This is a genomic window from Pseudoroseicyclus aestuarii, assembly GCF_003217255.1.
Lineage (GTDB): Bacteria > Pseudomonadota > Alphaproteobacteria > Rhodobacterales > Rhodobacteraceae > Pseudoroseicyclus > Pseudoroseicyclus aestuarii.
In genome coordinates this window covers 66,676-86,625 of sequence record NZ_QJTE01000001.1, presented here as the reverse complement: position 1 = coordinate 86,625, position 19,950 = coordinate 66,676, and the positions used below count along the sequence as shown (strand labels likewise).

The 19,950-nt window shown below is 68.2% G+C and carries 20 protein-coding genes; 13 read left to right on the top strand and 7 right to left on the bottom strand.

The window, feature by feature from the left end; translation table 11 throughout:
- The first annotated feature begins 42 nt into the window (after nucleotides 1-42).
- From glyA to DFP88_RS00410, 5 genes are all read left to right on the top strand, one after another.
- Nucleotides 43-1,362 (top strand): serine hydroxymethyltransferase, encoded by a 1,320-nt coding sequence (gene glyA / locus DFP88_RS00430; RefSeq protein ID WP_110812490.1) that lies wholly within the window; start codon nucleotides 43-45, stop codon nucleotides 1,360-1,362.
- Nucleotides 1,362-2,108, top strand: a complete 747-nt coding sequence (locus tag DFP88_RS00425) for an alpha/beta fold hydrolase (protein WP_110812489.1) — start codon at nucleotides 1,362-1,364, stop codon at nucleotides 2,106-2,108. The genes glyA and DFP88_RS00425 overlap by 1 nt, the downstream gene beginning before the upstream one ends.
- A gap of 63 nt (nucleotides 2,109-2,171) precedes the next feature.
- On the top strand, nucleotides 2,172-2,309 hold the full coding sequence (locus DFP88_RS00420) for an entericidin A/B family lipoprotein (protein WP_110812488.1): 138 nt from the start codon (nucleotides 2,172-2,174) through the stop codon (nucleotides 2,307-2,309).
- A gap of 101 nt (nucleotides 2,310-2,410) precedes the next feature.
- Complete coding sequence (locus tag DFP88_RS00415; protein ID WP_110812487.1) at nucleotides 2,411-2,617, top strand: DUF3072 domain-containing protein; 207 nt, start codon at nucleotides 2,411-2,413, stop codon at nucleotides 2,615-2,617.
- A 50-nt stretch (nucleotides 2,618-2,667) separates the two neighbouring features.
- On the top strand, nucleotides 2,668-3,252 hold the full coding sequence (locus tag DFP88_RS00410; protein ID WP_110812486.1) for an REP-associated tyrosine transposase: 585 nt from the start codon (nucleotides 2,668-2,670) through the stop codon (nucleotides 3,250-3,252).
- Nucleotides 3,253-3,545: 293 nt separating this feature from the next.
- Here the strand turns inward: DFP88_RS00410 and DFP88_RS16780 are convergent, their stop codons facing one another.
- A complete protein-coding gene (locus DFP88_RS16780; protein WP_146227385.1) occupies nucleotides 3,546-4,184 on the bottom strand; it encodes a hypothetical protein in 639 nt (212 codons plus the stop codon).
- A gap of 61 nt (nucleotides 4,185-4,245) precedes the next feature.
- The gene (gene lepA, locus DFP88_RS00405; protein ID WP_110812485.1) at nucleotides 4,246-6,045 is read right to left on the bottom strand and encodes a translation elongation factor 4; all 1,800 of its coding nucleotides are present in this window, start codon (nucleotides 6,043-6,045) and stop codon (nucleotides 4,246-4,248) included.
- 211 nt (nucleotides 6,046-6,256) lie between these two features.
- Here lepA and DFP88_RS00400 point away from each other — a divergent pair, with 211 nt between their 5' ends.
- The 4 genes from DFP88_RS00400 (at nucleotide 6,257) to DFP88_RS00385 (ending at nucleotide 10,018) form a co-directional block, all read left to right on the top strand.
- Nucleotides 6,257-6,562, top strand: a complete 306-nt coding sequence (locus DFP88_RS00400) for an arginine transporter (protein ID WP_110812484.1) — start codon at nucleotides 6,257-6,259, stop codon at nucleotides 6,560-6,562.
- 140 nt (nucleotides 6,563-6,702) lie between these two features.
- A complete protein-coding gene (gene rpmB, locus DFP88_RS00395; RefSeq protein ID WP_110812483.1) occupies nucleotides 6,703-6,990 on the top strand; it encodes a 50S ribosomal protein L28 in 288 nt (95 codons plus the stop codon).
- An 82-nt stretch (nucleotides 6,991-7,072) separates the two neighbouring features.
- Nucleotides 7,073-9,484, top strand: coding sequence for an ATP-dependent helicase HrpB (gene hrpB / locus DFP88_RS00390; RefSeq protein WP_245904609.1), 2,412 nt, complete (start codon nucleotides 7,073-7,075; stop codon nucleotides 9,482-9,484).
- Between the two features lie 84 nt (nucleotides 9,485-9,568).
- Nucleotides 9,569-10,018 (top strand): NUDIX hydrolase, encoded by a 450-nt coding sequence (locus tag DFP88_RS00385; RefSeq protein WP_110812482.1) that lies wholly within the window; start codon nucleotides 9,569-9,571, stop codon nucleotides 10,016-10,018.
- A 184-nt stretch (nucleotides 10,019-10,202) separates the two neighbouring features.
- Here DFP88_RS00385 and argF read toward each other — a convergent pair whose 3' ends face one another.
- The 4 genes from argF to DFP88_RS00365 form a co-directional block, all read right to left on the bottom strand.
- Nucleotides 10,203-11,108, bottom strand: coding sequence for an ornithine carbamoyltransferase (gene argF, locus DFP88_RS00380; protein WP_110812481.1), 906 nt, complete (start codon nucleotides 11,106-11,108; stop codon nucleotides 10,203-10,205).
- Complete coding sequence (locus tag DFP88_RS00375) at nucleotides 11,105-12,310, bottom strand: aspartate aminotransferase family protein (protein WP_110812480.1); 1,206 nt, start codon at nucleotides 12,308-12,310, stop codon at nucleotides 11,105-11,107. Before DFP88_RS00375 ends, argF begins: the two co-directional genes overlap by 4 nt.
- Before the next feature lie 204 nt (nucleotides 12,311-12,514).
- On the bottom strand, nucleotides 12,515-13,873 hold the full coding sequence (rimO, locus tag DFP88_RS00370; RefSeq protein ID WP_110812479.1) for a 30S ribosomal protein S12 methylthiotransferase RimO: 1,359 nt from the start codon (nucleotides 13,871-13,873) through the stop codon (nucleotides 12,515-12,517).
- A 93-nt stretch (nucleotides 13,874-13,966) separates the two neighbouring features.
- Nucleotides 13,967-14,545, bottom strand: coding sequence for a GcrA family cell cycle regulator (locus DFP88_RS00365; protein WP_110812478.1), 579 nt, complete (start codon nucleotides 14,543-14,545; stop codon nucleotides 13,967-13,969).
- Between the two features lie 351 nt (nucleotides 14,546-14,896).
- Between DFP88_RS00365 and DFP88_RS00360 the strand changes: the two genes are divergently transcribed.
- The 4 genes from DFP88_RS00360 (at nucleotide 14,897) to choV (ending at nucleotide 18,595) form a co-directional block, all read left to right on the top strand.
- Nucleotides 14,897-15,376, top strand: a complete 480-nt coding sequence (locus DFP88_RS00360; protein ID WP_110812477.1) for a GNAT family N-acetyltransferase — start codon at nucleotides 14,897-14,899, stop codon at nucleotides 15,374-15,376.
- A 296-nt stretch (nucleotides 15,377-15,672) separates the two neighbouring features.
- Nucleotides 15,673-16,605: a choline ABC transporter substrate-binding protein gene (choX, locus tag DFP88_RS00355; RefSeq protein WP_110812476.1), complete on the top strand. Its 933-nt coding sequence runs from the start codon at nucleotides 15,673-15,675 to the stop codon at nucleotides 16,603-16,605.
- 134 nt (nucleotides 16,606-16,739) lie between these two features.
- Entirely contained in the window at nucleotides 16,740-17,570 is an 831-nt protein-coding gene (gene choW, locus DFP88_RS00350) for a choline ABC transporter permease subunit (RefSeq protein WP_110812475.1), read from the top strand.
- A complete protein-coding gene (gene choV / locus DFP88_RS00345; RefSeq protein WP_110812474.1) occupies nucleotides 17,570-18,595 on the top strand; it encodes a choline ABC transporter ATP-binding protein in 1,026 nt (341 codons plus the stop codon). Before choW ends, choV begins: the two co-directional genes overlap by 1 nt.
- Before the next feature lie 96 nt (nucleotides 18,596-18,691).
- Here choV and DFP88_RS00340 read toward each other — a convergent pair whose 3' ends face one another.
- Complete coding sequence (locus DFP88_RS00340) at nucleotides 18,692-19,663, bottom strand: ABC transporter ATP-binding protein (RefSeq protein WP_245904682.1); 972 nt, start codon at nucleotides 19,661-19,663, stop codon at nucleotides 18,692-18,694.
- Nucleotides 19,664-19,950 lie beyond the last annotated feature (287 nt).

The following is a 19,950-nucleotide window of genomic DNA, read 5'->3' as shown; positions in this document are numbered from 1 at the left end:
CGGCGTTAAAGAGGCGGCGAACCCGCTGCGAGAGGTGCCCCCATGAGCCTGGATACCGCCAAGACCCCCGCCGACGCCGTGCGCGACGAAGGTTTCTTCACCGAGACCCTGTCCAGCCGCGATCCCGAACTGGCCGATGCCATCGTGGGCGAGCTGGGTCGCCAGCGCCACGAGATCGAGCTGATCGCCAGCGAGAACATCGTCTCCCGCGCCGTGATGGAAGCGCAGGGCAGCGTGATGACCAACAAGTATGCCGAAGGCTATCCCGGCAAGCGCTACTACGGCGGCTGCGAATTCGTCGACGTGGCCGAGACGCTGGCCATCGAGCGCGCGAAAGAGCTTTTCGGCGCCAAGTTCGTGAACGTGCAGCCGAACTCCGGCAGCCAGATGAACCAGGCCGTCTTCCTGGCGCTGCTGCAGCCCGGTGACAGCTTCATGGGCCTCGACCTGAACTCGGGCGGGCACCTGACGCATGGCAGCCCGGTGAACATGTCGGGCAAGTGGTTCACCCCCCTGCCCTACGGCGTGCGCGCGCAGGACCAGCTTCTGGACATGGAGGCCGTGCGCCAGACCGCGCTCGAGAAGAAGCCCAAGCTGATCATCGCCGGCGGCACCGCCTATTCCCGCGTCTGGGACTGGGCCGCCTTCCGCGCCATCGCGGACGAGGTCGGCGCCTACCTGATGGTCGACATGGCGCATATCGCGGGCCTCGTCGCCGGCGGCGTCCACCCCTCGCCGCTACCTTACGCCGATGTCGTCACCACCACGACGCACAAGTCCCTGCGCGGCCCGCGCGGCGGCATGATCCTGACCAACGACGAGGCGATCGCCAAGAAGGTGAACTCCGCCGTCTTCCCCGGCCTGCAGGGCGGGCCCTTGATGCATGTCATCGCCGCCAAGGCCGTCGCCTTCGGCGAGGCGCTGCGCCCCGAGTTCAAGGCCTATGCCGCGCAGATCGTGGCCAATGCGCAGGCCATGGCGGACCAGCTGCAGAAGGGCGGCATCGACATCGTCTCGGGCGGGACCGACAACCACCTGATGCTGGCCGACCTGCGTCCCAAGAAGGTCACCGGCAAGGCCGCCGAGGCCGCTCTGGGCCGCGCCAACATCACCTGCAACAAGAACGGCGTGCCCTTCGATCCGGAGAAGCCCTTCGTCACCTCGGGCATCCGCCTCGGCACCCCCGCCGGCACCACCCGCGGCTTCGGCGAGGGGGAGTTCCGGCAGATCGCCGACTGGATCACCGAGGTCGTCGACGGCCTCGCCGCCAACGGCGAGGAAGGCAATGCCGAGGTCGAGGCCCGCGTGAAGGCGCAGGTCGAGGCCCTGTGCAAGCGCTTCCCGCTCTATACCGGGATGTGATGCTGAACCTCGTCCGGCACGGAGCGCGGGGGGATCTCCCCCCGCTGGTCATCGTCCACGGCCTCTTCGGCTCCGCCCGGAACTGGGGCGGGGTCGCGCGCAAGCTGTCCGAGACGCGCGAGGTCATCGCCGTGGACCTGCGCAACCACGGCGACAGCCCCTGGAGGGACAGCCACGACTACCCCGCTCTCGCAGAAGACCTCGCTGACCTGATCGCGAGCGAAGGCGGCCCGGTCGACGTGCTGGGCCATTCCATGGGCGGCAAGGCGGCGATGATGCTGGCGCTGACCCGGCCGGAGCTGGTGCGGCGGCTGGTGGTCGCCGATATCGCGCCGGTGGGCTACGGCCACGACCAGTCGCAGTACATCACGGCGATGCGCCGGGTTGACCTTGCCTCCATCGAGAACCGCGGCGATGCGCAGCGGCAGATGGGTCTCGACGCCGCGCATGGCACCTTCCTCGTGCAAAGCCTCGACCTCAAGGAGCGCCGCTGGAAGCTGAACCTCGACGTGCTCGAGCGCGAGATGCCGAAGATCCTCGGCTGGCCCGAGAGCGAGGGGCGCTTCGAAGGCCCCACCCTGATCCTGCGCGGCGGCGAATCCGCCTACGTCCTGCCCGAGCACGAGGATCGCATCATGGCCCTCTTCCCGCAGGCGCGGATCGAGACCATCGAGGGCGCCAGCCACTGGCTCCACGCGGAGCGCCCGCGCGAGGTGACGCAGGCGGTCGCCCGCTTCCTGGACTGAGGTCACGGGAACGCGAGGCGCGCTGCGGTGTTGTCCTCCCGACCACTGACAGGAGGATCCCTCATGGCCCGCATCATCACCGTGCTCTTCGGCCTCACCCTGCTCGCCGCCTGCGAGACCGTCGAAGGCGCCGGACAGGATATCTCGAGCGCCGGCAACGCGATCAGCCAGGAGAGCCGCGAGGTTCAGGGCGGCTACTGACGCCGCACAGGCCGCGCCCTTCGTCGGGCGCGGCCTTTCCGCACCTCCGGAACAGGAAGCGCGTTAGGAACATTACCTGAACATATCCGAGGAGAAACGCGATGACCGACGATCCCAAGAGCCACCCGCAGGGCAACGCCGAGAAGGACCCCGAGGACTGGACCACCGGCGAAGAGCCGATGACCGGTGCCCAGAAAAGCTACCTCAAGACGCTGAGCGAAGAAGCGGGCGAGGACTTCGACGAGAGCCTCGACAAGGCCCGCGCCAGCGAGCGCATCGACGAGTTGAAGCAGAAAACGGGCCGCTGAGGCTTCTGGCGTTTACGCCTTGCTAACCATGCCCCGGCACCCTCCGGGGCATGTCGCGTTACATCAGGCCGAAGATCGACGGCGCCACGATCTTCTTCACGGTCTGCCTCGCCCGGCGCGGCTCGGACCTGCTGGTCCGTTACCTGCCGTTACTGCGAGAAGCCGTGCGCGCGACCCGCGCAGAGCGTCCGTTCGAGATCGACGCCTTCGTCGTCCTCCCCGACCACCTGCACTGCATCTGGACCCTGCCGCCCGGCGACCACGACTTCAGCGCGCGCTGGGGCGCCATCAAGGCCCGCTTCACACGAAATCTCCGTAGGGCGGGGTTCACCCCGCCAATTGCGCGCCCCGTGGTCCCATCGGGACGGTACGGCGGGGTGAACCCCGCCCTACGGCACGACCGCGGCGAGGTCGCCCTCTGGCAACGGCGGTTCTGGGAGCACCACATCCGCAACGACGCCGACCTCGCGGTGCATATCCGCTATTGCTGGACAAACCCGGTCAAGCACGGGCTCGTCGCCACGCCGGCCGACTGGCCCTACTCCTCCATCCACCGCGACATTCGCCTGGGCCGTGTCGAGCCGGAATGGTTGGCCCCCTGCCCGGACGGCGTCTATGGAGAGCGGGAGGGATGATTCAGGCGGCAAGGTCGAGCCTTCCCCGACCACATCGCTCCACGTAGGGCGGGGTTCACCCCGCCTTATCGAGTCGCCCGAACGCGGCGGGGTGAACCCCGCCCTACAGCCCAAAGTTCGCGCTTAGGGCCCGCATTGATAGCACCCCCGTCATCTGCCTGCTGCCTGCTGCCTGCTGCCTGCTGCCTAACATTGTACGGACTGCCGAAAGAAAGGGAATAGAAGATTCCTGGTGGCGCCGTCAGCCGCCACGGCGCTGGATTACCGCGACGCTACGTTTCTTGGGAATCCCGTCACATCCTATTGGACGCACCAAAATTGAAGAAAAACTCTTGGGTAAAATAGGCGCCACTTAAAGTAGACACCGAAACCCAAAGCGACGCTACCCGTGCCCCTGAACTCGTGACTACAGGAGAAGAGAAAACGCCCACGCCAGCCGAAGAAGCCACCCAACCTCTTGCAGTCTTATTTCCAAAGAAATCCTCACCTAACTCGCTATGCAGTCGTGCCGCCAAGGTAATAAGATCAGCACCTTCGGGTGCAGCTTGGACAACAGCCTCAGCCGCTTCAGTTCCCGAAACGTTGCAAACTAGCGAGATCGAGTAGATGCCTCGAGCCTCGACCCGTTCGGAAATTCTCTCATTCCTATCCCGATTGCACTCAACTTGAGCCACTGGATCGGCAACCGGAACTACTGTCAAATGGTCTAAAAAGAGATCGCGCTCCGTTGGATTAAATAAGACAAGATTACCATCAAAGGTAATACCGCCAGATCCTACCGACTTAAAGAAATCACCCCTAATAGAAAATATCAGCGATTCTCGGTAAACGCTGTTTTGGTAAGACAACCAAGAAACCCCAAGACTCCCAAGGGAGATCAGGATCGCAATTGCCGAAATCCAAGAGGGACCTTTAATACCCAGCCTGCCCAATCCTGAGCGCCAAATTCATGGACTATGAGCTCACTAATAAGATAGCTCGACGCACCAAATCTCACCCATCCATCTTCAGCGCCGAGATGAACGCCTCCTGAGGGATATCCACCTTCCCGAACTGGCGCATCTTCTTCTTGCCCGCCTTCTGCTTGTCGAGCAGCTTGCGTTTCCGCGTCGCATCCCCGCCGTAGCACTTGGCGGTGACGTCCTTGCGCATGGCGCTCAGCGTTTCGCGGGCGATGACCTTGCCGCCGATGGCGGCCTGGATCGGGATCTTGAACATGTGGCGGGGGATCAGGTCCTTGAGCTTCTCGACCATAGCCCGGCCGCGCATCTCGGCGCGGTCGCGGTGCACCATCATCGACAGCGCGTCCACGGGCTCGTCGTTCACCAGGATCGACATCTTCACGAGGTTGTCCTCGCGGTAGCCGATCAGCTGGTAGTCGAAGCTGGCATAGCCCTTGGTCACCGATTTCAGCCGGTCGTAGAAGTCGAAGACGACCTCGTTCAGCGGCAGGTCGTAGACCACCAGCGGGCGGGTGCCGGCATAGGTCAGCTCCTGCTGGATGCCGCGGCGGTCCTGGCAGAGCTTCAGCACGTCGCCGAGGTAGTCGTCGGGGACCATGATCGTCGCCTTGATCCGCGGCTCCTCGATATGATCGACATGGGTCAGGTCGGGCATGTCGGCGGGGTTGTGCAGCTCCGACATCTCCCCATCCTTCATGTAAAGGTGGTAGACGACCGAGGGGGCGGTGGTGATCAGGTCGATGTTGTACTCGCGCTCGATCCGGTCGCGGATCACCTCGAGGTGCAGCAGCCCGAGGAACCCGCAGCGGAAGCCGAAGCCGAGGGCGGCCGAGGTCTCCATCTCATAGGAGAAGCTGGCGTCGTTCAGGGCGAGCTTCTCGATCGCGTCGCGCAGATCCTCGAACTCGGCGCTGTCGACGGGGAAGAGGCCGCAGAAGACCACCGGCTGCGCCGGCTTGAAGCCGGGCAGCGCCTTGTCGCAGCCCTTCTTCTCGTGCGTGATGGTATCGCCCACGCGTGTGTCGCGCACCTGCTTGATGCTGGCGGTCAGGAAGCCGATCTCGCCCGGGCCCAGCTCGTCCACCGGCAGCATGCCGGGGCGGAAGACGCCAACCCGGTCCACCTGGTGCACGGTGCCGTTCTGCATGAAGCGGATGCGGTCGCCCTTCTTCAGCACGCCGTCGATGATGCGCACCAGCACAACGACGCCAAGGTAGGAATCGTAGACCGAATCGACCAGCATCGCCTTGAGCGGCGCCTCGGCATCGCCCTGCGGTGCCGGCAGGCGGTGCACGATGGCCTCGAGCACTTCGTGGATGCCGATGCCGGACTTGGCCGAGGCGAGGATCGATTCGCTGGCGTCGATGCCGATCACGTCCTCGATCTGCGCCTTCACCCGCTCCGGCTCAGAGGCGGGCAGGTCGATCTTGTTCAACACCGGCACGATCTCGTGATCGGCGTCGATGGCCTGGTAGACGTTGGCGAGCGTCTGCGCCTCGACGCCCTGCGTGGCGTCGACGACCAGCAGCGACCCCTCGACCGCCTGCATCGAGCGGCTGACCTCGTAGCCGAAATCGACGTGGCCGGGCGTGTCGATCAGGTTCAGCACGTAGGTGTGCCCGTCGTCGGCCTTGTAGTCGATGCGGACGGTCTGCGCCTTGATCGTGATGCCCCGCTCGCGCTCGATATCCATGGAATCGAGGAGCTGGGCCTTCATCTCCCGGTCCTGCACGGTGCCGGTGGCCTGGATCAGGCGGTCGGCCAGCGTGGATTTCCCATGGTCGATATGGGCCACGATCGAGAAGTTGCGGATGCGCGAAAGCTCTGTCATCCGCGCGATATGAGCGGGTTTGGGGATCCGGTCAATGGGCTGCGGGCCGCTGCCCCCCTTACCCCGCCTTACGCGCGCGCGAGGCGGGGGAAGGGTTTGCGTGTCCCGCCGGTCTTGGGCATCATGCGCGCGGGCAGTCACGTGGCCGGCGATCCGGCCCGCAGGCAGGCGCAAGACGGGAGCAACCCGCCGCGCCACGGGAGAACAGGCGATGCGATATCTACTCGGGGCGGTTGCGATTCTCAGCCTCACCTCCTGCGGCGGCGGCAGGCTTTCGGGCCCGATCAGCGCGGCCTGCCTGCAAAGCGATCGCTCGGCCGCGAACACGCAGGTCTGTTCCTGCATCCAGGGCGCGGCGAACGACGGTCTCAGCCGCGGCGATCAGCGCCGCGCGGCCGCCTTCTGGGACGATCCGCAGCGCGCGCAGGACACCCGCACCTCGGACCGCGCCGGGGACGAGGCCTTCTGGACCCGCTACCGCGCCTTCGCCGACCGGGCCGAGCGGATCTGCCGCTGACCCCGGATGCGCGCCGGGGCGGTTGACGCCGCCGCCGTTTCCGCATAGATCGCCCCGATCAGATTCCGCCGGGCGCGCCTGCGCCCCGCCTTGGTGTCGCAAGACCGCCGGGGCCCAGCCTGAAACGAAGAGGACAGCACATGTCGCGCCGCTGCGAACTGACCGGCAAGGGCCCGATGACGGGCAACAATGTCAGCCACGCCAACAACAAGACCCGTCGCCGCTTTCTGCCGAACCTGCAGGACGTCACGCTGATTTCCGACTCGCTCGGCCGCAGCTTCAAGTTCCGCATTTCCTCGGCCGCGCTGCGCACCGTCGATCACCGTGGCGGCCTCGATGCCTTCCTCGCCCGCGCCAAGGACGACGAGCTGTCGCCGAGCGCCCTGGCGGTGAAGAAAGAACTCGCCAAGGCTGCCGCCTCGGCCTGATCCGGCCCGCGACCTTTATTCAGCGCCCGGCCTGCCCCGCAGGCCGGGCGTTTTCCGTTCCCGTGACACCTCTTGGACCGCGATGACCGCCCTGCCTCCCCTGCCGATCGACGCGGCCCTGCCGGACCTTCTGCGGGCAATCGATGATCGCGGCATGGCGGTGCTGCAGGCGCCGCCCGGCGCGGGCAAGACCACGCGGGTGCCGCTGGCCCTGCTGGACCGCCTGCCCGGCCGAATCCTGATGCTGGAGCCGCGCCGCCTCGCCGCCCGCGCCGCGGCAGAGCGCATGGCAGACAGCCTGGGCGAGGCGGTCGGCCAGACCGTCGGCTACCGCATCCGGGGCGAGGCGAAAGTCTCCAAGAGCACCCGGATCGAGGTGGTGACCGAGGGCATCCTGACGCGGATGCTGCAGTCCGATCCCGAGCTGCCGGGCACCGGCGCCGTGATCTTCGACGAATTCCACGAGCGCTCCCTGAACGCCGATCTCGGCCTTGCCCTGACGCTTGAGGTGCGCGGCGCGCTGCGGCCCGACCTCGTCCTCGTGGTGATGTCCGCCACGCTCGACGCCGGTCCGGTGGCAGAGCTTATGGACGCACCCAGCGTCACCTCCGAAGGCCGCGCCTTCCCGGTGGAGCGGCGCTGGCTGGAGACCCCGCTGCCGCCCCGCAGCCGGCTCGATAAGGCGCTGGCCGATCTGATCCAGCGCGCCGCCGGCGAGGAAGAAGGCGGCATCCTCGCCTTCCTCCCCGGCGAGGGCGAAATCCGGCGCGTCCAGACCCTGCTGGAGCGGGCGATGCCCGGCACCGACATCCGCCCGCTTTACGGCGCCCTGCCCTTCGCGGCGCAACAGAAGGCGCTGGCCCCCTCGAAAGCGCGGCGCATCGTGCTGGCCACCTCCATCGCCGAAACCTCGCTCACGATCCCGGACATCCGCGTCGTCGTCGACATGGGCCGGTCCCGCCGGGCCCGCTTCGATCCCGGCAGCGGCATGTCCCGGCTGGTGACGGAACGCGTGACCAAGGCCGAGGCAGACCAGCGCGCCGGCCGGGCCGGCCGCGTCGCCCCGGGCGTGGCCTACAGCCTCTGGACCAAGGGAGAGCATGGCGCCCTGCAGGCCTTCCCCCCGCCCGAGATCGCCAATGCCGATCTCTCGGCCCTTGCGCTGGAACTGGCGCTCTGGGGCGCGCAGGAGCTGCCCTTCCTGACGCCGCCCCCCGCCCCCGCCCTGGCCGAGGCGCAGGCCCTGCTGGGCCAGCTCGGGGCGCTGGACGGCACCGGCATCACCGCCCATGGCCGCCGCCTTGCCGCGCTGCCGCTGCATCCGCGGCTGGGGCACATGCTTCTCGTCGCGGGCCGGCAGGCCGCCCCCATCGCCGCGCTGCTGGGCGAGCGCGATCCCCTGCGCGGCGCCGGCAGCGATCTCGCCCTCCGCCTGCGCGCCCTCGCCGGGGGGCGCGACCTGCCGGTGGCCCCGGATCGCGGCGCGCTCGACCGCGCCCGGCAGGAGGCGAAGCGGCTGGCGAAGGGCCTGCCCGAGGGGCCGGAGCTTTCGCCCGGCGCCATGGTGGCCCTGGCCTACCCCGACCGCATCGCTCAACGCCGCCGGGGTGAGGCGCCGCGCTACTTGCTCTCGGGGGGCAAGGGCGCAGTGATGGAGGCCGCCGATCCGCTGGCGCAGGCCCCCTTCCTCGTGGCCGCCGATACCGGCGGCGACAAGCGCGAGGCGGTGATCCGCCTCGCCGCCCCGATCACCGAGAGCGAGATCCGCGACCTCTTCGCCGCGCAGATCGAAGAGGTGCATCTCTGCGACTGGTCCCGGCGCGAGATGCGCGTCACCGCGCGCCGGCAGGAGCGGCTCGGCGCGCTGGTCCTCTCGGACGCAGCCTGGGACGCGCCCTCGGACCGCCTGGCCGAAGCCATGCTCGAGGGCGTCCGGCAGATCGGCCTCGCCCTTTCGCCCAAAGCCGGGCGCTTTCGCGCCCGCGTCGCCCTTGCCCGCGGCGCCGGGGCCGATGTGCCGGACCTCTCGGACGAGGCGCTCATGGCCGGTCTCGAGGATTGGCTCCCGGTCTGGCTGGGCGGCATCCGCAGCGCCGCCGACTGGCGCGCCGCCGATCTGACCGAGGCGCTGAAGGCGCAGCTGACCCATGCGCAGCACCAGGCCGTGGACCGCGCCGTGCCGTCCCATTACGTCACGCCGATGGGGCGCAGCGTGCCGATCGACTACGGTGGCGGCCAGCCCGAAATCGCCGTGCGCCTGCAGGAGATGTTCGGCGTGACGCAGCACCCCCGCGCCGCCGGGCAGCCGCTGAAGATCGCCCTCCTTTCCCCCGCCGGACGCCCGATGCAGGTGACCACCGACCTTCCCGCCTTCTGGACCGGCTCCTACGGTGACGTGCGGCGCGACATGCGCGGCCGCTACCCCAAGCATCCCTGGCCCGAGGATCCCGCCGCCGCGCCGCCGACGTTGAAGACGAAACGAAACAAGAGCTGACTACATCGTGCGGTTGCGCCGGTTGCCGCAGCGCAAGGTTCTTGTTATGGTCCATGCTTACTTCATGCAGAGCCGCATCATTCAATGACACCGAGGGACACCATAGAGATCGACGGCCGTACGCCCTTTGCAGGACCTCTGAAGGTGCAGCTTGCCGCGCTGTGCCGCCGCAAGGGCAAGTCCGGGCCCGAGGTGCTGATGGTCACCTCCTCCAACGGCCGCTGGATTCTGCCCAAGGGCTGGCCGATGGAGGGTGTGAAGGACTGGAACGCCGCGCTGGTCGAGGCCTGGGAAGAAGGCGGCGTCAAGAAGGCCCGTGTCTCGAAGAAACCGCTCGGCAGCTACATCTCGACCAAGATCAGCGCCTTCGGCGACGAGGAGCCCTGCCTGACCTGGGTCTACGGCGCGCGGGTCACGAAGATGTCCAAGGACTACCCCGAGGCCGGGCGCCGCGACCGCCGCTGGATCCCGCTGCGCGAGGCCGCCCGGCTCGTCACCGAGGACGGCCTGCGCGAGATCCTCAAGCGCCTCTGACTCCGGCCCGCCCTTCCGGGCACGCCCCCATCTTCTCTTTCCAAATATCCCGGGGGTGAGGCCCGCAAGGGCCGAGGGGGCAGAGCCCCCTCCCCCGTCAGCCCCATGGGACCGCCATGCGGGTAGATCGCGGGCATCCGGCGGCAAACAGACCCGCCGCCCCGCCATCTCGCCTCGAAGGCCGTCAGTCCTGCAGGCACCAGCGGAGGATCGCCTTCTGCGCATGCAGCCGGTTCTCGGCCTCGTCGAAAATCACCGAATGCGGCCCGTCCATCACCGCGCTCGTCGCCTCGTCTTCGCGGTGCGCGGGCAGGCAATGCATGAAAAGCGCGTCGGGCTTGGCGCGGGCCATCAGCGCCTCGTTGACCTGGTAGCCGCGCAGCTGGTTGTGCCGCCGCTCCTTGGCCGATTGCGGGTCGTGCATCGACACCCAGGTGTCGGTCACCACGAGATCGGCGCCCTCGACCGCCCGCGCGGGATCGCGCTCGACGGTATAAAGGCCTTTCAGCCCCGGCTCGGGATCCAGGGGCGGCGGGCCGCTGAAGGTCAGGTCGAAGCCGAACTTCTCCGCCGCATGGGCGAAGCTGGCGAAGACGTTGTTGCCGTCCCCGGTCCAGACCACCTTCTTGCCGGCGATCGGGCCGCGATGCTCCTCGAAGGTCATGATGTCGGTCATGATCTGGCAAGGGTGGGTGCGGTTGGTCAGACCGTTGATCACCGGCACCGTGGCATGCTCGGCCATGTCGAGCAGCGTCTGCTCCTCGAAGGTGCGGATCATGATCAGGTCGACGTAGCGCGACAGCACGCGGGCCGTGTCGGCAATGGTCTCGCCGTGGCCCAGCTGCATCTCGTCGCCCTTGAGGACCATGGTCTCGCCGCCCATCTGCCGCACGCCGACGTCAAAGCTGACGCGGGTCCGTGTGCTGGGCTTCTCGAAGATCAGCGCGACCATCTTGCCGGCCAGAGGCTGATCGTCGTCCTTGGCGCCCTTGGGCCGGCCGTTCCGGGCCGTCTTCATCGCCCGCGCGTCGTCGATCATGCCGCGCAGGGCGCCCTGATCGGTGACGTCGATATCCAGAAAATGCCTCACCCCTGGGCTCCTTCGCTTGCCTGCATCGCGTCCTCGACGGTCGAGGCCGCCGCCTCGAGCCGTGTCAGCGCCTCGTCCACCTCGGCCTCCGTGATCGTCAGCGGCGGCAGCAGACGCACCACGTTGTCGCTGGCCGCCACCGTCAGGATGCCCGCACCGTAGCCCGCCGCGACGATTTCGCCCGGCGCGCCCTTGCATTTGAGGCCCAGGATCAGCCCGGTGCCGCGCACCGCCTCGAAAAGGTCGGGATGCTGCGCCACCAGCCCCTCAAGGCCCTGCCGCAGCCGCCCCGACCGCGCCCGGACCGTGCCGAGGAAGGCGGGATCCGAGACGATCTCCATCACCTTGGCGCCGATCGCGCAGCCCAGCGGGTTGCCGCCGTAGGTGGAGCCATGGGTTCCGGCGGTCATGCCCGAGGCCGCCTCTACCGTCGCCAGCACCGCGCCCAGGGGAAAGCCGCCGCCGATGCCCTTGGCCACCATCATGATGTCGGGGGTCACCCCGGCCCATTCATGGGCAAAGAGACGGCCGGTCCGGCCCATGCCGCATTGCACCTCGTCGAAGATCAGCAGCGCGCCGGCCTCGCCCGCGAGGCGCCGAAGCTCCCGCAGGTCGTGATCGGCAACGGCGCGGATGCCGCCCTCGCCCTGCACCGGCTCGACCAGGATCGCGGCGACATCGCCTGCGGCAAGCTCTGCCTCGACCCGCCCCAGATCAAGGAAGGGCAGCGGAGTGAAGCCCGGCAGCAGCGGGCCAAAGCCGCCGGCCATCTTCTCGGTCGGGGCCGCCGCGATGGCAGCGGAAGAGCGGCCGTGAAAGGCCCCTTCGAAGCTGAGGATGCGCATCTTCTCGGGCGTGCCGGCGGCGCTGAAATGCTTGCGCGCCATCTTCACCGCCAGCTCCATCGCCTCGGTGCCCGAGTTCGTGAAGAAGACGGTATCGGCGAAGCTGGCGGCGGTCAGCGCCTCGGCCAGCCGCTCCTGCTCGGGGACGGTATAGACATTCGAGACGTGCCAGAGCTTGCCCGCCTGCTCGGTCAGCACGCGCACCAGCTCGGGGTGGGCATGACCCAGCGCGTTGACCGCGATGCCCGACCCGAAGTCGAGGTATCGGCGCCCGTCGGTGGCGGTCAGCCAGGCCCCCTCTCCGCTTTCGAAGGCCAGGGGCGCACGGTTGTAGGTCGGCAGAACGCTGGGGATCATGGATCTTGTCCCGATAAAACAGGCCGAAGTCGTGCCCCGCGGGCACAGGCCTTGTCAATGATGCTGGGTGAATCGCGCAAGGAACGGGGGCGCGGGCCCCGTGACAGGGGTCAGCGTCGGCGTCGGATGATGGACCGGGCTTGCGTCATGCGGGCAAGGCTAGGGGGCGCCGCTCTGGCTGGCAAGCGGTTTTCGCGGCCAGTCTCAGGCGCAGCGGCCCCAGAGGTCGTAATCGGCGGCCTCCTCGACCGTGACGGTCACGATCTCGCCCGGGCGCAGATGCTCGAAATCCTCGTCGATGAAGAGGTTGCCGTCGATCTCGGGCGCATCGGACTTGGTCCGGCAGGTCGCGGCCTCCTCGTCGACCTCGTCGACGATCACATCGATCGTGGTGCCGACCTTGGCCTGCATCTTCGCCTCGGAGATCGCCTGCGCCTTCTGCATGAAGCGGTCCCAGCGCTCCTGCTTGATCGCGTCCGGCACGTGATCCGGCAGCGCGTTCGAGCGGGCGCCGGCGACGTTCTCGTATTGAAAGCAGCCGACCCGGTCGAGCTGCGCCTCGTCCAGCCAATCGAGAAGCGTCTGGAACTCTTCCTCCGTCTCGCCGGGGTAGCCGACGATGAAGGTCGAGCGCAGGGTGATGTCGGGGCAATCGCGGCGCCATGCGGCGATCTCGTCCAGCGTGCGCGCTGCCGCGGCCGGTCGCGCCATGCGGCGCAGGACGTCCGGGTGGGCGTGCTGGAACGGGATGTCGAGATAGGGCAACACAAGCCCCTCGGCCATGAGCGGGATCATCTCGCGCACATGGGGATAGGGGTAGACGTAATGCATCCGCACCCAGGCCCCCAGCTGCCCCAGATCGCGCGCCAGCGGCAGGATCGGGAACTTGTCCTCGCGGTCCTTCCAGTCGGTGCCGTAGGCGCTGGTGTCCTGGCTGATCACCAGAAGCTCCTTCACCCCCGCCTCGACCAGCTTCTCGGCCTCGCGCATCACGGCGCGGTGCGGGCGGCTCGCCAGCTTGCCGCGCATGTCGGGGATGATGCAGAACTTGCAGGCGTGATTGCAGCCCTCGGCGATCTTCAGGTAGCTGTAGTGCCGCGGCGTCAGCGACACGCCGCTCGCGGGCAGCAGGTCGACGAAGGGATCGGGGCTGGGCGGCACGGCGCTGTGCACGGCGTCGAGGACCGCCTCGTATTGATGCGGCCCCGTCACGGCGAGGACCGAAGGGTGCGCGCCGGTGATATACTCCGGCTCCGCGCCCAGACAGCCGGTGACGAGGACGCGGCCATTCTCCTTCAGCGCCTCGCCGATCGCCTCGAGGCTTTCGGCCTTGGCGCTGTCGAGAAAGCCGCAGGTGTTCACGATCACCGCGTCGGCGCCCTGGTAGTCGGGGCTGATGGCATAGCCCTCGGCCCGCAGGCGCGTCAGGATGCGCTCGCTGTCGACCAGCGCCTTGGGACAGCCGAGAGAGACCATGCCGATGGTCGGCTGGCCGGGTCGGGGCGTATCCGTGATCCGCGCGCGCGGCGCGAGATCGGGGCGAAGGTCGGGCGGGTTCTGCATGCTCTGTCCCTGGCGCTATGGCGGGGGCGGAAAAGACACCGCCCCGCGGCCCTCAAGAGGCGGCGGGGCGGCGAAGACGGGCGCGGCGGCTGCCTAGCGCTTGCGGTCGCGGCGCGAGCTCATCGGCTGGAAGGCGACGCCGACATGGGCCTCGCAATAGGGTTTGCCCTGCTGCACCGGCAGGCCGCAGAACCAGAAGTTCGAGGTCGCCGGATCGCCGACGGGCCATTTGCAGGTGCGCTCCGTCAGCTCCATCAGCGACAGTTTCTTGGCCGATTTCTCGACCTCGCTGACCTTGGCGAGGGCCTCGGGGCTGATCTCGTTCTGGCTGGGCTGCGGCGGCAGCGGCTGGCCGGCGGGGATGATCGCACGCCGCGCTGCAGAGGGAGGCGGCGCGGGCTCCTCCTCCGGCTCGGGCTCGGCGGGGGCCGCAGGCTCTGCCGGGGCCTCGGCGGCGGCAGCGGCGGGCGCGGCGGCGGCAGCAGCCGGCGCGGCCTCTTCGGTCGCGGCACCGGAGGCGCCGCCGACGCGGTTGGACAGGCCGAGGCGATGCACCTTGCCGATCACGGCATTGCGCGTCACGCCGCCCAGCTCCTTGGCGATCTGACTGGCCGACTGGCCCTCGTTCCACATTTTCTTCAGGGTCTCGACGCGTTCGTCGGTCCAGGACATCGGCTTCTCCGCTACGGCTTGGGGCACGGGTCGGGTCTCGGCGCCCCGGGCGGCGGGGCTCTCCCGGCCAGCGCGGGAACGATCCGACCAGATATACCGCAGCCGCCCGCCGTTCAAGCCGCAAGGGCCATGAGGGTCGCGGAATGCATGTCTTCGGGGCGGATGGTTCATTCTTCTTGCACCAAACCCGTTTAAGCAGGGGCACCGGCGGAGGGATGCGTCGATCCGGCCACGGCCCGAAACTGCCGATGCACCGCGCCCGTTGCAGTCTTGCCCGGCGGGACCAGCCGGGTAGAAGGGCTTCGAAATAGTTAACGACCCTCACGAAGACGACTGACGCAGGAGGCGCAGATGGACCAAGACAGCAAGCCGCGGCTGGTCGAGGCGGTATCCGCCGATTATCAGCTCCTCGAAGACGGCCGCGCGCCGCATGGCCTGACTCTGCCCGAGGGCGGCGCGATGCCGCGAGAGGCCGCCAAGGCGCTGGCCCTGCTCTGCGGGCGGCTGAAGGCCGATCCGGGCTGGGGCAGCTACCTCATCGTGAGCGAAGGCATGGTGGCCGGCGCCATCGGCCTGCTGCGAGAGCCGCAGGGCGGCAGCGGGGAATTCGGTTTCGAAGTCGCCGAGGGCCTGCGCCGCCGCGGGATCGGCGCCGCCGCGCTGGACGAATTCCTCTCCATCGCCCGGAGCAACGGCCTCGACCAGCTGAACGCGCTGACCCGCCCCGACAACAGCGTCTCGGCAAGCATGCTGGAGAGCGCGGGCTTCACCTGCGACGGCGGCGATCCGCTGCGCTGGCGGCTGCAACTGGCCCAGAGCGACGCGGCCTGAAGGCCCCTGACGCATTCCTGACGTGGCGTCAGAGCTCTGGCGCCGCGCCCACCGCACCCGCGCCGCGGTTATGACAACAACCCTAGGGTGCATCGCATGTCTGGCGCCGTCAAAGCGCCTACATCCCCTTGCGTGCCTGCCCGCAGCTGCCGGCAGTGCCTGTTTTTCGATCTCCTCCCAGCCCCGATCCCTCGCCGCATCGCAGCATCTTGCACGTTCCGCGGGATCGCGTTGCAATGCGGCGCCTGCTGAGGCTTAATTGACCCAGCAATCAATAAAACGGACCGGGAGTTTCCATGACCAAGCTCAAGACGACGACCGCGGCCCTTCTGGCGGCCACCACGCTTGCCGCCGGCGCCGCCCATGCCCAAAGCCAGTGCGACGAGATCTCCTTCTCGGACGTGGGCTGGACCGACATCACCACGACCACCTCGACCGCCGCGCAGATCTTCGACGCGCTGGGCTACGACGTCAACGTGCGCGTGCTGTCGGTGCCGGTCACCTTCGCCTCGCTCGAGTCCGATGACGTCGATGTCTTCCTCGGCAACTGGATGCCCAGCCAGACCGCCGCGATCACGCCCTACCTCGACGAGGGCACCATCGACACCGTGGCCGAGAACCTGACCGGCACGATCTACAACCTCGCGGTGCCGACCTACACCTACGAGAAGGGCCTGCAGAGCTACGAGGACCTCGCCGACTTCGCCGACGAGCTGGACGACACGATCTACGGCATCGAGCCGGGCAACGAGGGCAACACCTACCTCATCGGCCTGATCGACGAAGACGAATACGGCATGGGCGATTTCACCCTGCGCGAAAGCTCCGAGCAGGGCATGCTCTCCGAGGTGCGCCGCGCCGTGGACCGCGAAGAGGACATCGTCTTCCTCGGCTGGGCGCCGCATCCGATGAACGCCAACTTCGACATCCAGTACCTCGAAGGCGGGGAAGAGTTCTTCGGCGGTGAAGGCGTCGTGAACACCATCAGCCGCGCCGGCTTCGTCGACGACTGCCCCAACGCGGGCAAGCTGCTGCAGCAGATGACCTTCACGCTGGACATGGAGAACACCATCATGGGCCTCATCCTCGACGAGGGGATGGATGCCGACGAGGCGGTCCAGCAGTGGCTCTCCGAGAACCCCGCGGTGATCGAGCCCTGGCTCGAGGGCGTGACCACCACCGACGGCGAGGAAGGCCTTCCGGCCGTCCAGCAGGCCCTGGGCCTCTGATCGGATTGGCGCGCTGGGCCCGCGGGTCCGGCGCGCCGCATCTTCGGCGCAGGAGCGCCCCCTGCCCCCCGGCCGCGCGCATCGCCCGGTCTCGGGCGCGCGGCAGGCGGACCGGACCAGGAAGGAAATGCTAGATGAATTGGCTGACGGATCACAAGATACCGGTCGGCGACGCCGCTGCCGCCGTCTTCGACTGGCTGCAGCGGATCGGCCAGGGCGTCTTCGACGCCATCGCGAACGGCGGAGAGGCGCTGATCGAGGCGATCCTCTTCCTGCTCGAACGCCCGCCTGAGCTGGTGGTGATCGCCTTCTTCGTGCTCCTGACCTGGGTCCTGCAACGCTCCTGGCAGGTCTGCCTCTTCATCGCGCTCGGCTTCCTCTTCGTCCTGAACCAGGACTACTGGAGCGAGATGAGCGAAAGCCTGACGCTGGTTCTGTCGTCCTGCGTCGTGTGCATGGCGATCGGCGTGCCAGTGGGCATCGCCGCCGCGCATCGGCCCAGGCTTTACGCGGTGCTGCGCCCGATCCTCGACCTGATGCAGACGCTGCCGACCTTCGTCTACCTGATCCCGGCGATCGTCTTCTTCGGCATCGGCATGGTGCCCGGCCTCTTCGCCACCGTCATCTTCGTGCTGCCCGCCTCGATCCGGCTGACGCAACTCGGCGTCTCCTCGACCCCGACGGAGCTGCTCGAGGCCGCGCAGGCCTTCGGCGGCACCAAGCGGCAGGTCCTTCTGAAGGTCGAGCTGCCCTATGCCTTTCCGCAGATCATGGCCGGGCTGAACCAGACGATCATGCTCTCGCTGTCGATGGTGGTTGTCGCGGCGCTGGTCGGGGCCGACGGCCTCGGAGTGCCGGTGGTGCGCGCGCTGAACCAGGTGAACACCTCGCTCGGCTTCGAATCCGGCTTCGTCATCGTCGTCGTCGCCATCATGCTCGACCGAATGCTGCGGGTGAAACGCTGATGACTGCTCTTGAATTCGACAATGTCTCGATCGTCTTCGGCGATCATCCCGACAAGGCGCTGCCCCTGATGGACGAGGGGCGCAGCCGCTCCGAGATTCAGGAAAGCACCGATCAGGTCCTGGGCGTTCACGACTGCTCCCTCACCGTGGGCGAGGGCGAGATCCTCGTGCTCATGGGCCTCTCGGGTTCGGGCAAGTCCACCCTTCTGCGCGCGGTCAACGGGCTGAACCCCGTGGCGCGCGGCGAGGTCAAGGTGAAGGACGGCGAGAGGCTGACCTCCGTCACCCATGCCGATGCCAAGACCCTGCGCCGCCTGCGCCTGAGCACCGTGTCGATGGTGTTCCAGCAGTTCGGCCTGCTGCCCTGGCGCACCGTGCGCGAGAACGTGGGCCTCGGCCTCGAACTGGGCGGCGTCGAGAAGGGCAAGCGCAACGAGATCGTGGAGCGCCAGCTCGAGATGGTGGGCCTCGCCGACTGGGCCGACAACAAGGTCTCGGAGCTGTCGGGCGGCATGCAGCAGCGCGTGGGCCTCGCCCGCGCCTTCGCCACCGATGCGCCGATCCTGCTCATGGACGAGCCCTTCTCGGCGCTCGATCCGCTGATCCGCGCCCGCCTGCAGGACGAGTTGATGGAGCTTCAGCAGCGGCTGAAGAAGACCATCGTCTTCGTCAGCCACGACCTCGACGAGGCCTTCAAGCTGGGCGACCAGATCGCCATCATGGAGGGCGGGCGCATCGTGCAGAAGGGCACCCCGCAAGAGATCTTCTCGCGCCCCGAGAATGCCTATGTCGCCGACTTCGTCGAACACATGAACCCGCTGGGCGTGCTGCGCGCCCGCGACGTCATGGAGCCGGCGCAGGGACAGCCCGCACTGACCGTGCAGGCCGATGCCGAGATCCGCGGCGTGATGGACGAGGTGCGCCAATCCGACAGGCCGGTGGGCGTCGTCGAAGAGGACGGCACCCTGATCGGGCAGATCACCTCGGACACGGTGCTGACAAAGCTCCTCGACCCGCGGCACTAGGCGCCGGGCGGCCACGGGCCGCCCCGAACCTGAAAGAACAAAGGGCTGCGCGACCTCGTCGCGCAGCCCTTTTCCGTTTGGTTCGGACCCTGGGGTCTAGACGACGCCCTCGGTCGCCCGGTCCAGCACGCTCGGCTCCTTGTAGTAGGGGCAGGCGACGAGGTGACCGTTCCCGAGGTCCTGCACCGCCGGCGGACCCTTGGCGCAGTCGTCATGCGCCTTGGGGCAGCGCGTGCGGAAGACGCAGCCCGAGGGCGGGCTCAGCGGCGAGGGCAGTTCCCCTTCCAGCACGGGCCGTTCGCGCGCCCGCTCCAGCTTGGGGTCGGGGATCGGGACCGAGGCGATCAGCGCCTGCGTGTAGGGGTGCTGCGGGCTCCGGGTGATGGTCCGCGAGGCCGCCGTCTCCATCAGCCGGCCGAGGTACATCACCACGATCCGGTCCGAGATGTGCTTCACGACCGAAAGGTCATGCGCGATGAAGACCATCGAGATGCCCATGTCACGCTGCAGTTCCTTGAGCAGGTTCACGACTTGTGCCTGCACCGAGACATCCAGTGCCGAGACCGGCTCGTCACAGATCAAGAGCTTGGGCCGCAGGATCAGCGCGCGGGCGATACCGATGCGCTGGCACTGCCCGCCCGAGAACTCGTGCGGGTAGCGGTTGGCGAGGTTCGGCAGCAGGCCGACCCGCTCCATCAGCTCGGCGACGCGGCGGCGGACTTCGGTGCGGCCGATGTCGGGCCGGTGGGTGCGCAGCGGTTCGGCAATGATGTCGCCGACCGTCATCCGCGGGTTCAGCGCCGCCAGCGGGTCTTGGAACACCATCTGCACGTCGCGCCGGTGCACCCGCCGCTCGCGCGGCGACATGCTGGCAAGGTCCTGCCCGTCGAACAGGATTTTGCCGCCTGTCGAGGGCACGGTGCCGACGATGGCGCGGGCCAGCGTCGACTTGCCCGACCCGCTTTCGCCCACGACGCCCAGGCATTCGCCCGGAGCAAGGTCGAAGCTGACGCCGCCCACGGCATGCAACTGGTTCGGCTTGGTCCAGGGCCAGGCGCCGCGCGGCATCACGTCGAAGGCGACCTTCAGATCCTCGACCCGCAGGATCGGCTGGCCGGCGCCGGCAGGCTGGGTTCGCGCCGGATCGACGTGGCCCAGGTCGTCGCCGAGCCGTATTCCCTCGGGCGCCGCTGTGGCGTCCTCCGGCCCGCCCTGCCCCGGCGAGGCCGAGGCGGGACGCGGATCGGGGGGCGTCGCGACGGGGGGCGCGCTGGCCGGCGGCGCGCCGGGAATGGGATCGGCGGTTTCGGGGTGCTGCGCGCGGCCTTGCGCGTCGCGGGCCTCCGGGTCGCCCG

Coding starts and splice junctions, on each gene's coding strand:
- glyA (WP_110812490.1), top strand. CDS start 43: ATGAGCCTGGATACCGCCAAGACCCCCGCCGACGCCGTGCGCGACGAA.
- DFP88_RS00425 (WP_110812489.1), top strand. CDS start 1,362: ATGCTGAACCTCGTCCGGCACGGAGCGCGGGGGGATCTCCCCCCGCTG.
- DFP88_RS00420 (WP_110812488.1), top strand. CDS start 2,172: ATGGCCCGCATCATCACCGTGCTCTTCGGCCTCACCCTGCTCGCCGCC.
- DFP88_RS00415 (WP_110812487.1), top strand. CDS start 2,411: ATGACCGACGATCCCAAGAGCCACCCGCAGGGCAACGCCGAGAAGGAC.
- DFP88_RS00410 (WP_110812486.1), top strand. CDS start 2,668: ATGTCGCGTTACATCAGGCCGAAGATCGACGGCGCCACGATCTTCTTC.
- lepA (WP_110812485.1), bottom strand. CDS start 6,045: ATGACAGAGCTTTCGCGCATCCGCAACTTCTCGATCGTGGCCCATATC.
- DFP88_RS00400 (WP_110812484.1), top strand. CDS start 6,257: ATGCGATATCTACTCGGGGCGGTTGCGATTCTCAGCCTCACCTCCTGC.
- rpmB (WP_110812483.1), top strand. CDS start 6,703: ATGTCGCGCCGCTGCGAACTGACCGGCAAGGGCCCGATGACGGGCAAC.
- hrpB (WP_245904609.1), top strand. CDS start 7,073: ATGACCGCCCTGCCTCCCCTGCCGATCGACGCGGCCCTGCCGGACCTT.
- DFP88_RS00385 (WP_110812482.1), top strand. CDS start 9,569: ATGACACCGAGGGACACCATAGAGATCGACGGCCGTACGCCCTTTGCA.
- DFP88_RS00375 (WP_110812480.1), bottom strand. CDS start 12,310: ATGATCCCCAGCGTTCTGCCGACCTACAACCGTGCGCCCCTGGCCTTC.
- rimO (WP_110812479.1), bottom strand. CDS start 13,873: ATGCAGAACCCGCCCGACCTTCGCCCCGATCTCGCGCCGCGCGCGCGG.
- DFP88_RS00365 (WP_110812478.1), bottom strand. CDS start 14,545: ATGTCCTGGACCGACGAACGCGTCGAGACCCTGAAGAAAATGTGGAAC.
- DFP88_RS00360 (WP_110812477.1), top strand. CDS start 14,897: ATGGACCAAGACAGCAAGCCGCGGCTGGTCGAGGCGGTATCCGCCGAT.
- choX (WP_110812476.1), top strand. CDS start 15,673: ATGACCAAGCTCAAGACGACGACCGCGGCCCTTCTGGCGGCCACCACG.
- choW (WP_110812475.1), top strand. CDS start 16,740: ATGAATTGGCTGACGGATCACAAGATACCGGTCGGCGACGCCGCTGCC.
- choV (WP_110812474.1), top strand. CDS start 17,570: ATGACTGCTCTTGAATTCGACAATGTCTCGATCGTCTTCGGCGATCAT.
- DFP88_RS00340 (WP_245904682.1), bottom strand. CDS start 19,663: ATGCCGCGCGGCGCCTGGCCCTGGACCAAGCCGAACCAGTTGCATGCC.